General features: G+C 68.0%; 14 protein-coding genes. 12 read left to right on the forward strand and 2 right to left on the reverse strand.

What is annotated here, in order from left to right:
* Positions 1-440 (forward strand): carboxymuconolactone decarboxylase family protein (locus IM632_RS07960; protein WP_296552193.1); only part of this gene is annotated, 440 nt, incomplete at its 5' end.
* Positions 441-446: 6 nt separating this feature from the next.
* Here the strand turns inward: IM632_RS07960 and IM632_RS07965 are convergent.
* Together IM632_RS07965 and IM632_RS07970 are read right to left on the reverse strand one after the other, a co-directional pair.
* On the reverse strand, positions 447-1,229 hold the full coding sequence (locus IM632_RS07965; RefSeq protein ID WP_296498025.1) for a thioesterase family protein: 783 nt from the start codon (positions 1,227-1,229) through the stop codon (positions 447-449).
* Between the two features lie 40 nt (positions 1,230-1,269).
* Positions 1,270-2,232, reverse strand: coding sequence for a phosphoribosylaminoimidazolesuccinocarboxamide synthase (locus IM632_RS07970; protein ID WP_296481456.1), 963 nt, complete (start codon positions 2,230-2,232; stop codon positions 1,270-1,272).
* Positions 2,233-2,347: 115 nt separating this feature from the next.
* On the opposite strand from IM632_RS07970, the gene IM632_RS07975 reads away from it, so the two are divergent.
* The 11 genes from IM632_RS07975 to IM632_RS08025 all read left to right on the forward strand — a co-directional run bounded on the left by IM632_RS07975 (position 2,348) and on the right by IM632_RS08025 (position 14,190).
* Positions 2,348-2,905: a peroxiredoxin gene (locus tag IM632_RS07975; protein WP_296481453.1), complete on the forward strand. Its 558-nt coding sequence runs from the start codon at positions 2,348-2,350 to the stop codon at positions 2,903-2,905.
* A 204-nt stretch (positions 2,906-3,109) separates the two neighbouring features.
* The gene (gene rpsF / locus IM632_RS07980) at positions 3,110-3,475 is read left to right on the forward strand and encodes a 30S ribosomal protein S6 (RefSeq protein ID WP_296481450.1); all 366 of its coding nucleotides are present in this window, start codon (positions 3,110-3,112) and stop codon (positions 3,473-3,475) included.
* Between the two features lie 17 nt (positions 3,476-3,492).
* Positions 3,493-3,753 carry a 30S ribosomal protein S18 gene (gene rpsR, locus IM632_RS07985; RefSeq protein WP_293519340.1) on the forward strand — a complete coding sequence of 87 codons (261 nt, stop codon included), beginning with the start codon at positions 3,493-3,495 and terminating at the stop codon, positions 3,751-3,753.
* 12 nt (positions 3,754-3,765) lie between these two features.
* Complete coding sequence (gene rplI / locus IM632_RS07990; protein WP_296481445.1) at positions 3,766-4,347, forward strand: 50S ribosomal protein L9; 582 nt, start codon at positions 3,766-3,768, stop codon at positions 4,345-4,347.
* A 180-nt stretch (positions 4,348-4,527) separates the two neighbouring features.
* Entirely contained in the window at positions 4,528-6,948 is a 2,421-nt protein-coding gene (locus tag IM632_RS07995; RefSeq protein ID WP_296498023.1) for a TonB-dependent receptor, read from the forward strand.
* Positions 6,949-7,069: 121 nt separating this feature from the next.
* Positions 7,070-8,560: a replicative DNA helicase gene (locus IM632_RS08000; RefSeq protein ID WP_296481558.1), complete on the forward strand. Its 1,491-nt coding sequence runs from the start codon at positions 7,070-7,072 to the stop codon at positions 8,558-8,560.
* Positions 8,561-8,592: 32 nt separating this feature from the next.
* Entirely contained in the window at positions 8,593-9,660 is a 1,068-nt protein-coding gene (gene alr / locus IM632_RS08005) for an alanine racemase (protein ID WP_296552194.1), read from the forward strand.
* A 47-nt stretch (positions 9,661-9,707) separates the two neighbouring features.
* Entirely contained in the window at positions 9,708-11,081 is a 1,374-nt protein-coding gene (gene radA, locus IM632_RS08010) for a DNA repair protein RadA (protein WP_296481437.1), read from the forward strand.
* Positions 11,078-11,671, forward strand: coding sequence for a CvpA family protein (locus IM632_RS08015; RefSeq protein ID WP_296481432.1), 594 nt, complete (start codon positions 11,078-11,080; stop codon positions 11,669-11,671). Before radA ends, IM632_RS08015 begins: the two co-directional genes overlap by 4 nt.
* A gap of 24 nt (positions 11,672-11,695) precedes the next feature.
* Positions 11,696-13,183: an amidophosphoribosyltransferase gene (purF, locus tag IM632_RS08020; RefSeq protein WP_296481555.1), complete on the forward strand. Its 1,488-nt coding sequence runs from the start codon at positions 11,696-11,698 to the stop codon at positions 13,181-13,183.
* The gene (locus IM632_RS08025; protein WP_296552195.1) at positions 13,180-14,190 is read left to right on the forward strand and encodes a bile acid:sodium symporter family protein; all 1,011 of its coding nucleotides are present in this window, start codon (positions 13,180-13,182) and stop codon (positions 14,188-14,190) included. Before purF ends, IM632_RS08025 begins: the two co-directional genes overlap by 4 nt.
* Positions 14,191-14,206 lie beyond the last annotated feature (16 nt).

Here is a 14,206-nt window from a genome sequence, read left to right on the forward strand (position 1 = left end):
CGAAGGCCGCCCGGGCCTTCCTGGCCTGGGGAAACTACGTCCTGTCGCGCCGCAACGACCTGCCGCCACGTCAGCGCGAGCTGGTGATCCTGCGCGTCGGATACCTGTGCAAGTCCGGGTACGAATGGACCCAGCATGTGGAGATCGGCCTCAGGGATGGCCTCACCCTTCCCGAGATCGCCCGCATCAAACTGGGCGCTCAGTCGCCGGAGTGGTCCGAGGACGACCGGCTGCTGCTGCTCGCCACGGACGAGCTGCACCATGACAAGTTCATCTCGGAGCCTACGTGGACCGCCCTTGCAGGACGCTTCACGGAGAAGCAGCGCATGGACCTCGTCTTCACCGTGGGCCAGTACACCCAGGTCTCAATGATCCTGAACACGTTCGGGGTGCCCCTCGACGAGGGCCAGACCCTGGACCCCGACCTGAAGGGTTACTGAGGTCGCTCAGCGCGGCGCACGCTTCTGGGCCAGGGCCGCGCAGCTGGCGAAGCCGAGAGAGCCTTCCGAGTCGTAGAGCCAGCATTCGCCGACGGCGACGCCATCCGTGGCCTGGTGGTTGACGGATCGGAACCCCACCCACTCGCCCACAGGCAGACGGTGCAGGTACACGGTCACGTCGGTGTTGATGAAGCCCAGACCCTGATCTGACGAAGCGTGGGCGAAGGGGCTCACGAAGTCCGAGGCGACGGCGACCCGCTGGAAGGGGGTCAGGGGAACACCCCCGACCAGTTCCCGGACCTCGCGCATCCAGATCTGCCGCTCGCCTTCCGCGCCGAAGCCGCCCTTGATGGGCCTGACCGCCCACATCCGCCCCATGGGCGCGGTGGCGGGATCCGGATCGGGAATGGAGTCCGGATGGGGCGCATTCCACCCCGGGGGACTCCAGATCTTGCCCGGGGGGTTCTCCGTCCGCCGAAGAAACTGGCAGGACGCCTTCGCCGAGCTCTTGCCCCCCGAGAACAGCTCGGCCTCGGCCATGCGGATCCGACCGCCCTCGCGGATAAGGGTGGTCTTCACCTCGATCGGGTCGAAGTTGGGCAGGCGGTACATGTCCACGGTGAGGCGGGCCGGGATGAAGTCGTCCGAGCCGAACGCGCTTTCCAGGGCGTGGCCCATCAGACCGATGACGACCCGGCCGTGCAGGGACTGCGGGTTCCAGGGGCCGCGCCCCGAAGCCTGCGGCAGGAAGGCGGCGCCGTCGCGGAGGAAGAAGGGCTGCTCGGTCATGGGAGGCGTCCGGATCGGAAGAAGGCGGGCTGGGCGGAGTTCAGACGACGTAGCGGGCAAGGTTCCGGCGAACCCGCGCGGCGATATCCTCACCGGGGGACGGCGCGTGGAAGGCGAGGCCCGTGATCCTGCGATAGGCGTCGACATAGACGTCCGAGGTCTGCTCGATCATCTCCGGCGGGATGTGCGGGATGGGGTCGACATAGGGGTCGCAGCGCTCCGCCACCCAGTTCCGGACGAAGTCCTTGTCGAAGCTCTCGGGCCGCTCGCCGGCGGCGAGCCGGGCCTCGTAACTGTCCGCCATCCAGTAACGGCTGGAGTCCGGCGTATGAATTTCGTCGGCGAGAATGATCCTTCCGTCAGGATCGAGCCCGAACTCGTACTTGGTGTCGACCAGGATCAACCCGCGCTCGGACGCCAGGGCCTGCCCCCGCGCGAAGAGCGCCAGGGCGTAGGCCGAGACCTGGTCCCACTGGCCGGGGGTCAGAAGGCCCTGCTCCAGGATCTGCGCGGGGCTGAGGGGTTCGTCGTGGCCACCGTCGAAGGCCTTGGAGGTCGGCGTGATGATGGGTTCGGGCAGGCGCGCATTCGGCGCCAGGCCCTCCGGCAGCCGCACGCCGTACATCTGGCGGGCGCCCTGGCGGTACAGGGTGAGGATGGAGGTGCCGGTCGTCCCGGCGAGGTAGGCGCGCACCACGATCTCCACGGGCAGGATGTCGAGCCGGCGTCCCACCACCACATTCGGATCCGGGTACTCCAGCACGTGGTTCGGGCAGATATCCGCGGTCTTCTCGAACCAGAACCGGGCGGTCTGCGTAAGGACCTGGCCCTTGTAAGGAATGACCGCGAGAATTCGGTCGAAGGCGGAGAGGCGATCCGTGGCGATGATGACCCGGCGACCGTCTGCAAGATCGTAGTTCTCGCGCACCTTGCCCCGGTAGTGACCCGGCAGGTCCGGCAGGTCGATGGCCGCAAGAACCGGTCGCAATAGCGGGCTGGTCATCCTATATCCGGGCCTGTGAGATTTCCGCGCCGTCCGGACGCACTGATCGACCGGCGTGCAGTAGCCCAAAGCCATCCCATTTGGCAGTCGTTTAGACCGTCCCGGAGGATTTTCAATGCTTCGCACCGCCCTCCTCGCCGCCGCCCTCGCCGTCGCCGCCTCCCCCGCCGCCGCCAAGCTTGCGCCGGGCGCCAAGGCGCCGGACTTCAGCGCGCCCGCCTACCTAGCGGGCAACGCCTTTACCTACAGGCTCGCGGACAACCTGAAGAAGGGTCCGGTCGTGCTCTACTTCTTCCCCTCGGCCTACACGGCCGGCTGCAACCTCGAGGCCCGCCTGTTCTCCGAGGCCGTGGATGAATTCAAGGCCAACGGCGCCACCGTGATCGGCGTGACCTCGGGCAAGACCGACAAGCTGGCCCAGTTCTCCAAGGACACCGAACACTGCGGCGGCAAGTTTCCGGTCGCCGCCGACCCCGGCGCGGTGATCGCCAAGCGCTACGACGCCCCGCTGACCATGAAGGGCATGTCGATGCCCGGCATGTCCGGCCGCGTCTCCTACGTGATCGCCCCCGACGGCTCGGTGATCCATTCCTACGACAACCTCGATCCCAACGACCACGTGAACCAGACCCTCGGCGCGGTGAAGGCCTGGAGGGCCGGTAAGCGCAAGTAGCTGCGACGCCGGGGAGGCCGGCCCAGGGGCTGACTTCCTTGCGCCGGTGCGGGCTTTCCTCTATGCACCGCCGCTTCAACGGAAGGCGGTCGCGGGTTGGAGCGCCAAAGGGACGGGAAAGCCCCGTCCGCCAGCCCGGGATCCATCGTTTCCGACGGTCACCCGCCGCCGGACGCGCCGCCCTCCACATGGGATGAAGGAAACATGGCGCTCTACGAGCACGTCGTCATTTCGCGGCAGGATATCTCGCCGCAGCAGGCCGAAGCCCTGAACGACCAGATCAAGGCGATCATCGAGGAACACGGCGGCGCCGTGGCCAAGATCGAGTACTGGGGCCTGCGCAACCTGACCTACCGGATCAAGAAGAACCGCAAGGGTCACTATTCGCTTCTCGCCCTCGACGCGCCGGCGGCGGCGGTCAAGGAGATGGAGCGCCAGCTGTCCATCAACGAGGACGTTCTCCGCTACCTGACGATCCGGGTCGAGGAACTGGACCTGGAGCTGTCGCCCATCCTCGCGCGCCGCGACCGCGAGCGCGAGCGTGAACCCCGTCGCGAAGACGCCTACTGAGACCGGAGGCCGAGACCATGACCGACGAAACCGCAGCCGCGCCCGCCGCGAGCGCCCGCCGCCCCTTCTTCCGCCGCCGCAAGGTCTGCCCCTTCTCGGGCTCCGCTGCGCCGAAGATCGACTACAAGGACGTCAAGCTCCTGCAGCGCTACATTTCCGAGCGCGGCAAGATCGTGCCGTCACGCATCACCGCCGTGTCGGCGAAGAAGCAGCGTGAACTGGCCCGCGCCATCAAGCGCGCCCGCTTCCTCGCCCTCCTTCCCTACGTCGTGAAGTAAGGAGACCCCGAAATGAAGGTCATTCTTCTGGAGCGGGTCGAAGGCCGCGGCGCCCTGGGCGACGTGGTCACCGTCAAGGACGGCTTCGCCCGAAACTTCCTCCTGCCCCGCGGCAAGGCCCTGCGCGCCAACGCCTCCAACATGAAGGTGTTTGAGGCCCAGCGCGCCGAGCTTGAGGCTCGCAACCAACGCGCCCGGGAACAGGCCGCCAAGTCCGGTGAAAGCCTCGACGGAACCGCCTACATCCTCATCCGGCAGGCGGGCGAGAGCGGCCAGCTCTATGGCTCGGTCAGCGGCCGGGACGTGGCGGACATCATCAACGCCGCCGGCGGCAAGGTCGAACGGTCGATGGTCGTGCTCGACAAGCCGATCAAGACCCTCGGCCTGCATGAGGTGAAGGTGAAGCTGCATGCCGAGGTGACGGTGACCGTCACTCTCAACATCGCCCGCTCCGAGGACGAAGCCGAACGGCAGGCCCGTGGCGAGAACGTGATCGAGTCGCAGTTCGCCGAAGAGCGCGCCGCCGCCGAAGAGACCGCCCAGGACCTCCTGGAAGGCGGCGCCGGCCAGCAGGATGGCGATTACGGGGACTAACCTTCCCGGGACACCTGTTTCGGAAGTCGGGCGCGGATCCCAGAGGTCCGCGCCCTTTTCGTGTCCGGGCATGGACGCAATGGGCCGCAGGATGTGGCATTTACGTGACATCCCTGCGCATCGACGCGTTCTAAATAGGTCTGCGATCGGCCTTGTCCGGTCATCTCAATGGGAAACACCATGCTCTATCGCTCTGCACTCTTTGCGGCCGTCTCGGCCGCCTCCCTCCTGGCCGGCGCCGTTCAGGCCGCCGAACCCGCCAGTGAGGTCGAGGAACTGGTCGTCACCGGCAGCCGGACCGAGGGAAGGACCCGTCTGGAGACCCTCGCCCCGGTCGATGTGATCTCCACCGAGGCCCTGACCCGCCAGGGCAACACGGAAATGGCGACCGCCCTCGCCGCCGTGGCGCCTTCCATGACCTTTCCCCGCCCTTCCATCACCGACGGCACGGACAGCGTCCGTCCGGCCACCCTGCGCGGCCTGGCGCCTGACCAGACCCTGGTGCTGATCAACGGCATGCGCCGGCACTCGTCGGCCCTGGTCAATGTGAATGGCTCGATCGGCCGTGGATCGGCCGCCGTCGACCTGAACTCCATCCCGACGGTCGCCGTGGACCGTATCGAAGTGCTCCGGGACGGCGCCTCGGCGCAGTACGGCTCGGACGCCATCGCCGGCGTCGTCAACATGCGCCTGCGTGAAGCGGATGAGGGCGGCTCCGCCTCGGTCACCTACGGCGTCTATGACACCCGGGTCCGGACGGCCCGCGATCTCAAGGGGCGCGACAAGAACGACGGACCCACCTTCACGGCGACGGGCTGGCAGGGCTTCAAGCTGGGTTCCGACGGCTTCCTGACCGTCAGCGGCGAGTATCTGTTCCGGAACCCGACCAGCCGGGGCGACCTCGACCCGCGCATTACGCCCAGCAAGGTGACTTCGCGGTTCGGCGACCCCCAGGTCGACCAGATCACGGTCTACGCCAACGCCGGCAAGCCCCTGAACGAGGAGTGGGACCTGTACGGCTTCGGGGGATATCAGAAGCGAAAGACGGACAGCGCCGCCTTCCCGCGCCTGGCCAACAACCCCAACAATGTGCCGTCCATCTGGCCGATCGGCTTCCTGCCGCTGATCACGACGGACATCACCGACTACAGCGCCGCCGGCGGCCTGCGTGGCAGCCTCGCTGGCTTCGAGATCGATGCCGGCCTGGTCTATGGCTACAACCAGGTCCATTACGGGGTCCGGGACTCGGTCAACGCCTCCATGGGCGCGGGCTCTCCGACCGACTTCGACGCCGGCAAGATGCAGTATGACCAGCTGGTGGCCCAGATCGGCGGCACGCGGCCCCTCGACTTCGGCCTCGCAAAGCCTGCGAACCTGGCCCTCGGGGTCGAATACCGTCGCGAGCACTACCAGATCACCCAGGGTGAACGGGCCTCTTGGGTCTTCGGCGGCGTCGCCGGCAAGGCGGCGGGGTCCCAGGGCTTCCCCGGCTTCCAGCCCGGCAACGAGGTGGACAAGGACCGGAACTCCCAGTCGGTCTACGCCGACCTCGACCTGCCCGTGACCGACGCCTTCGGCGTGGCTGCGGCGGTACGCTACGAGAACTATTCGGACTTCGGCTCGAAGACGACCGGCAAGATCTCCGGCCGTTACGATTTCAATGACGCCCTCGCCATCCGCGGCACCCTCGCCACGGGCTTCCGCGCTCCGGCCCTGCAGCAGCAGTTTTTCACGGCGACGTCCACCAACTTCCTGGCGATCAATGGCGTCAGCACCCCGGTCGAGGTGGGCACCTTCCCCTCTACCAGCGCGGTGGCGAAGTCATTGGGCGGCAAGGCCCTGCAGCCGGAGGAGTCGGTGAACTATTCTCTGGGCCTGGTCTTCCGCACCGGCGCCTTCGAGGCCACCATCGACGCCTACCGCATCGAGATCGACAACCGGATCGTCCTCTCCGAGAACATCCAGTGCAATCCGACGGGCACTCCCACCGCGCAGGCCATCTGCGGCCTGATCAACCCGCCCGGCGCCAGCGCCCAGCTTGGCGCAGCCCGCTTCTTCATCAATGGTGTGGATACTGAGACCAACGGCCTGGACATCGTCGCCCGCTACCGTTGGGACATGGGTGATTTTGGCGACTTGGACGTCACTGGAGCCGCCAACTTCAACGATACGGATGTGACCGCAGTGCCGAAAACCTCGGTGCTGGAGTCCCTCCCCGTGCCGCCACCCCTCTTCGACCGTGCCAACCGCCTGAACTTCGAGGAAGGCACCCCGGCTTCCAAGTACGTACTGAGTGTGGACTGGACCCGCGGCGATTTCGGCGTTTCAGGCAAACTGACCCGGTATGGCGATGTCCTTCAGCCCAGCAACACGCCCTCGCTCGACTACAAGGTCGGCGAACATGTTCTTCTCGACCTGGAAGGCCGCTGGAATAACGAGAGCGGCGTCGGCGTCGCCCTGGGCGTCAGCAACGCCCTGGACCAGTACCCGAACCGGACTCCGACCAATGTCAACACCACCGGACCGGTCGCCTTCCCGAACTTCTCACCCTTCGGCTTCAACGGGCGCTACGTTTACGCCCGCCTGAGCTACAACTGGTAAGGTCCCCCGCCGGGCCCGGACACACCGGGCCCGGCGATCCTTTTCCACAGGCTGAGATTACCTGTGCATCGCCCCCGGGCGCGTCGTGACCCGGACCCCCGTCGCGGGCTATCCTGACGGGATGGCGCTCGCTCCGGCTCTCGATCTCGTCCCCCCCGTCAATGACGTGGACATTCCTCACCCTCCCGCCAATGTGGAGGCCGAACAGGCGCTGCTTGGGGCGCTTCTTTACGACAACGCCGCCTTCGAGCGGCTTGGGGACAACCTGGAGCCCCGGCACTTCTACGAGCCCTTCCACCAGCGGCTCTTCGCCACCATCCAGACCCAGATCCGCAAGGGACAGCTGGCTGAGCCCATCCTGCTGGCCGAACAGTTCAGCCGCGACCCGGCCTTCGAGGCCCTGGGCGGAGTCCGCTACCTCGCCGACCTTGTTGACCGCGCACCGCCCGCCGCCAACGCCCCCGACTACGCCCGCGCCATCTATGACCTCGCCCTTCGCCGGGATCTGATCCGGATCGGCGGCGAGATCACGGTACGCGCCCAGGCGCCCGAAGACGCCCAAACCGCCCTGGACCAGATCGAGGAGGCCGAGGCCAGCCTCTACGCCCTGGCCGAGACCGGCGGCGCCTCGCAGGGTTTCATCTCCTTCGTCGACGCCCTTGGCGGCGCCCTGGAGATGGCCGCCGAAGCCCATCGGCGAGACGGGGGCCTGGCGGGTCTGTCCACCGGACTGATCGATCTCGACCAGAAGATCGGTGGCCTGCATCCGTCCGATCTGGTCATCCTGGCGGCCCGCCCCTCCATGGGGAAGACCTCCCTCGCAGCCAACATCGCCTTCCACATCGCCCGGAACTACGCCTGGGAACCCCAGCCCGACGGATCGCGGAAGACGGTCTCCGGCGGGGTCGTGGCCTTCTTCTCGCTGGAAATGTCGGCCGAGCAGCTGGCCATGCGGCTGCTTGCCGAGGTCTCGGGCGTCTCCGGCGACCGGCTTCGCAAAGGCGAGATCGACGCCTCGGAGTTCGCCCGCATCCGCGAGGCCGCCCTGGAAATCCAGGAGGCGCCCCTGCACATCGACGCCACCGGCGGCCTGTCGATCGCCAAGCTGGCCGCCCGGGCGCGGCGCCTCAAGCGCCAGCACGGTCTGGACGTGATCTTCGTCGACTACCTCCAGCTGATCACCAGCGGCGAGAGCCGGAACGACAACCGGGTCCAGGAAGTCTCCATGATCACCCAGAGCCTCAAGGCCCTGGCCAAGGAGCTCAACGTCCCGGTGATCGCCCTGTCGCAGCTGTCCCGCCAGGTCGAGAACCGCGAGGACAAGAAGCCCCAGCTGGCGGACCTGCGGGAGTCCGGCTCCATCGAGCAGGACGCCGACATGGTGATGTTCATCTACCGGGAGAGCTACTACCTCTCGCGCCTGGAGCCCCGCGAGGGAACGCCCGAGCACCTGACCTGGCAGGAGAACATGGACAAGGTTTCCGGCATGGCCGAGATCATCATCGGCAAACAGAGGCATGGTCCGATCGGGACGGTGAAACTCTCGTACAATGAAGAGATCACCAAGTTCGGCAACCTCGCCCGGGATCCAGGCCGGTACGACATCCGCTAGCCCTGGGGTCCGGCTTTGGCTATGTCCGCGCGATGCCCCACCGCGCCCGCCTGACGGTTGATCTCTCCGCACTGGACCGGAACTACCGGACCCTGTGCGCCGTCGCAGCAGGGGCCGAGGTCGCCCCGGTGGTCAAGGCGGACGGCTACGGGCTGGGCGCCGCCCGGGTTTCACGACGACTGTGGGAGTCCGGCGCACGGTCTTTCTTCGTGGCCCGGCTGGATGAGGGCGAGGCCCTGAGGAAGGGTCTTGGGGAAACGCGGCCCGCACGGATCTTCGTCCTCGACGGCCTTGTACCCGGGACCGCCGACCGCGTCCGGCGCTCTGGCCTCATTCCCGTGCTCGCCGACCCCGGCCAGGTGGCGGCGGCCCGTCAGGCGGAGCCTCAGCTGGAGGTCGGCCTGCACGTGGACACCGGCATGAACCGTCAGGGTCTATCCCCGGATGATCTTGCCGGGTTCGCCCGCGGCGGTTCCGCAGGGTTGAAGCCGGTGCTGTTGATGAGCCACCTCGGGTCAGCCACTCTTCCGGGGGACCCGAGGAACGCCCTGCAACTGGCCCGGTTCCGTGAAGCCCGAAGCCGGCTCCCCGACCTTCCGGCCAGCCTCGCCGCCTCCGCTGGAACCTTCCTGGGCCCGGAGTGGCGGTTCGACATGGTGCGTCCGGGGGTCAGCCTCTTCGGTGGCGGTCCCTTCGAGCAACCGGATCCCCGGATCGAGGCCGTCGCGACCCTGGACGCGCCGGTTCTTTATGTCCGCACCGTCGAGGCGGGGGAGTGGCTCGGCTACGGATCGGGCCTGAGGATGGCGCGCTCCACCCGGATCGCCGTCGTCGCCGCCGGATATGCAGACGGGCTTCTGCGCCGGGGTGGCGGACGAGCCAAGGCCTGGTTTGCGGGCGCCCCCCGGCCGGTAAGGATCATCAACATGGATCTCCTCGCCATCGAGATCGGGGAGACGCCGGCCAAACCGGGCGACCGCGTCGAACTGATGGGCCCCAACCTGCCGGTCGATGACCTCGCCGCCGCGACCGACACCGTGGCGCACGAGTGCCTGGTCCGGCTGAGCACCCGGGCGCGCCGGCGCTATGTCCGTTCCTGACGCAACCGGGGCTAGACTGATCCCGGCGGGCGAATCAGGAGACCTCGATGGCCAGAGATGGCGCGACCTATGTCTGCCAGTCCTGCGGGGCTTCCCAGAGCCGCTGGAGCGGTCAATGCCCCGCCTGCGGGACCTGGAACGCCATGGTGGAGGAGAGCGGGATACGACCGCCCGGCGCCCTGGCCGCCAGCCGCCCCTCTCGGACCCGGGGCCTCGACTTCCAGGGGCTGTCCGGAGAGGTGCGCGCCCTTCCCCGGATCCAGACCGGCATCGAGGAGTTCGACCGGGTTTGCGGCGGCGGCGTCGCCCGGGGCTCGGCCATCCTGGTGGGCGGTGACCCGGGGGTCGGCAAGTCCACCCTCCTGATGCAGGCCGTGGCCGCCGCGGCCACCCGGGGCGCCACCTGCGCCTACATCTCGGGCGAAGAGTCCGTGGACCAGGTCCGCAGCCGGGCCCAGCGCATGGGCCTGGGGGCCGCACCCGTCCAGCTGGCCGCGGAGACCAGCCTGCGCAATGTCCTCGACGGCCTGAAGCGATCGAAGTTCGACCTGGTGGTCATAGATTCCATCCAGACCCTCTGGAGCGACGCGCACGATGCGGCGCCGGGTTCCGTCACCCAGGTCCGGGCGGCCTCCGCCGAACTCGTGCGCCTGGCCAAGAAGGAGGGTGTGGCGGTGATCCTCGTGGGTCACGTGACCAAGGAAGGGGCCATCGCCGGCCCCCGGGTCATCGAGCACCTGGTCGACGCTGTCCTGACCTTCGAGGGCGAGCGTGGGTACCCCTTCCGGGTCCTGCGGGGCGTCAAGAACCGCTTCGGCGCCACCGACGAGATCGGCGTCTTCGAGATGGGGGATGCGGGATTGCGGGAAGTCGCCAACCCGTCCGCCCTCTTCCTGGACACCTCGGGTGAAAGGGCCGCCGGCGCCGCCGTCTTCGCAGGGATTGAGGGATCAAGACCCGTCCTGGTAGAGTTTCAGGCCCTGGTGGCGCCGTCCGCCTATGGCACGCCACGCCGGGCCGTCGTGGGCTGGGACTCCGGTCGCCTCGCCATGGTGCTGGCCGTCCTGGAGGCCCGTTGCGGGCTCTCCCTCGGCGCGCGGGACGTCTACCTCAACGTCGCCGGCGGCCTGCGGATCAGCGAACCGGCCGCAGACCTCGCCGCCGCGGCCGCGCTCGCCTCCTCAGCCCTCGACGTCGCCCTGCCGCAGGACTGCGTCGTGTTCGGCGAGATCAGCCTCTCGGGAGAAGTCCGGGCGGTCAGCCGGACCGAAGCCAGGGTGCGGGAAGCCGCCAAGCTGGGCTTCCGCCAGGCCCTGGGGCCCCGGGACGCGGATGCCGGGGCGCTGAAGCTGACCGGTGCGGCCCGCCTGGCCGATGCGGTGGCCCGGATCGGCGAAGGCGGCTGGACGAGCCTGGGATGATCCCCTTTGACATAATCCTTCTGGCCATCCTGCTGATCTCGGCGGGGTTGGGGTATCTCCAGGGCGCCCTGAAAGAGCTGGTTTCCCTCACCTCCCTCGTCCTTGCGCTGGCCGTCGCCATCCTTTGTCTTAGGCATGTGGAGCCCCTTGTCGACGCCAGGCTCAACCCGGACTGGGCCGCGCCGCCCCTCACCTTTCTCCTCCTCTTTGTGGGCGCCTATCTTGGGCTCAGGGTGGCTGGGGCCGGATTGGCGGGCGGAATCCGGCAGGCCCGCCTTCTGAACGCCCTGGACCGGGCCATTGGCTTTGCGTTCGGCCTGGTCCGGGCGACCCTCTTCCTGGGGGTCTGCAACCTGGCGTTCACGGCCGCCACCCCTGCCGGCTATGCGCCGTCCTGGCTGACGGGTTCCCTCTTCTACCCTCTGACCGCGCGCTCCGCGGACCTGATCCGAGCCCTGACCCCCAAGGGGCTGGATCTGGCCGGACAGGTCGCCCCCAAGGTCGGGGACGCCGTCGACAGCGCCCTTGGGGACCGTCACGAGGGTGACATGCAGGGCTCCGGGGGATATGAGAGCACCACCCCCCCCTGATCGCGACAAGGCAGCGGAGACGCCCTGGTGAAAACCCCCGCCGATCATTGGTCACCCCGGGATCCTGATGACGACGCACCGCGGCTGGAATGCGGCGTCTTCGGGGTCTTCGACGTCGAGGACGCCTCGGCGGTCACTGCGCTCGGGCTGCACGCCCTTCAGCACCGGGGCCAGGAAGCCTGCGGCATCGCCAGCTTCGACGGACATGGATTCCACACCGAACGGCACATGGGTTACGTGGGCGACGCCTTCGCCGGCGGGGACCTGACCACGCGTCTGCCGGGATCCTTCGCCATCGGACACACCCGCTACTCGACCGCCGGCGGCAGCGTCATCCGCAACGTCCAGCCCATGTTCGCCGACCTGGACACTGGCGGCATCGCCCTCGCGCACAATGGAAACCTGACCAATTTCCTGACCCTTCGCCAGCAGCTGGTGGCGGAGGGTCGGATCTTCCAGTCCACCTCGGACTCCGAAGTGATCCTGCACCTGATCGCCCGGTCCCGCCGGCCGCGCCTCGTGGACCGGTTCATCGACGCCCTGCGGGAGATCGAAGGCGGCTACGCCCTTGTGGCCATCACCAACAAGAAGCTGATCGGCGTCCGCGATCCCCTGGGCATACGCCCCCTCGTCCTCGGCGATCTGGATGGCCATGCGGTCCTGGCTTCCGAGACCTGCGCCCTCGACATGATCGGCGCGCGCTTTGTCCGGGACATCGAGCATGGCGAGATGGTGGTGATCGACCATGACGGCCTCCAGAGCCTCAGGCCCTTTCCCGCCGCCCGCGCCCGTCCCTGCATCTTCGAGTATGTCTATTTCGCCCGGCCCGACAGCGTCGTGAACGGCAAGTCGATCTATGATGTCCGCAAGCGGATGGGCCGGCGGCTGGCCCAGGAGCACCCGGCGGATGTTGACGTGGTCGTCCCGGTTCCGGACTCAGGCGTCCCGGCGGCCCTCGGCTTCGCCCAGGAAGCCGGCCTTCCCTTCGAGATGGGGATCATCCGCAACCACTACGTCGGGCGGACATTCATCCAGCCCACCCAGGGCGCCCGGGAAACCGGGGTGCGCATGAAGCTGTCCCCGAATCGTGCGGTCCTGGCTGGCAAGAAGGTCATGCTGATCGACGACTCGATCGTTCGCGGCACCAATTCCATCCGCGTGGTGCGCATGGTCCGCGAGGCCGGCGCCGCAGAAGTCCACCTGCGGTCCGCCTCTCCGCCCATCCAGTGGCCCGACTTCTACGGCATCGACATGCCCGACCGTGACAAGTTGCTGGCGGCGCAGCACAGCGTCGAGGACATTGCGCGCATCCTCAACGTGGACTCCATGGGTTTTCTTTCAGTAGACGGCCTCTACTGGGCGATGGAGGCGGGTCCGCGCGATGCGGTGAGCCCGCAGTTCACAGACCACTATTTCACGGGCGACTACCCTACCCGCCTGCTGGACCGTGAGATCGCCGAGGGCCGCAACACAGTGTCGGAGCGGCAGCTGTCCTTCCTGGTCGACGCGTGACGACGGGCGGAGGCGCGCGCTGGCTCGCGCTGCTGAAGCCCGATGTCTACATCCTCCTGATCCTTGGCGCGGTGGTCTTGGCCACCCTGCTGCCGGCCCGGGGCGAGGCCCGCCCGATCCTGGACGTCGCCGTCTCGGTCGGCATCGGCCTGGTCTTCTTCCTTCACGGCGCCCGCCTGTCCCGAGAGGCGGTCATCGCCGGCGCGACGCAGTGGCGGCTTCACGCCCTGGTGCTGGCCTCCACCTTCGTGCTGTTCCCCCTCCTGACCCTCGCCGCCGCCGCCCTGCCCGCCTGGATGCTGCCGGCCAGTCTCGCGCCCGGCCTGATCTTCCTGGGCTGTCTGCCCTCGACCATCCAGTCCTCCATCGGCTTCACCGCCATCGCCCGCGGGAACGTGCCTGCGACCGTCGCGGCGGCGACGGCTTCAAACCTCATCGGGATTGTCCTGACGCCTGTGCTGGCGGGTCTCCTCCTTCACCGAACCGGCGGCGGGGCCTCACTGGAGGGCTTACAGACCATCGGGCTCCAGCTGCTCGCCCCCTTCCTGGCCGGACACCTCCTGCGCCCCTGGATCGCAGGCCTCCTCGCCGGGCGCGCGAAGGCCCTGTCCCGGCTGGACAGGGGCTCGATCCTGCTTGTGGTCTACGCCGCCTTCTCTGACGCCGTCACGGGAGGCCTCTGGAGCCGCCTCAGCGCCCTGGACCTGATGAAGCTGGCCCTTGTCTGCGGCGTCCTCCTGGCGCTTGTCCTTTATCTCACCCTGGCCGCCGCTCGCGCCGCGCGCCTGTCAACCCCGGACGAGATCACCCTGGTCTTCTGCGGATCCAAGAAAAGCCTGGCCAGCGGCGTGCCCATGGCCGGCGCGCTGTTCCCGGGCGACACCCTGGGGCTGGTCCTGCTCCCCATCATGGTCTTCCACCAGATCCAGCTGATGGTCGTGGCCGTGATCGCCGAAAGGTACGCGGAGAGGTCTGAGAGCGCCGGAGAGACCCGGGCCGGAGGGTGACGACCGGCCCGCAACG

Origin of the sequence: Phenylobacterium sp. (assembly GCF_020402505.1) — a bacterium.
Taxonomy (GTDB): domain Bacteria; phylum Pseudomonadota; class Alphaproteobacteria; order Caulobacterales; family Caulobacteraceae; genus Phenylobacterium.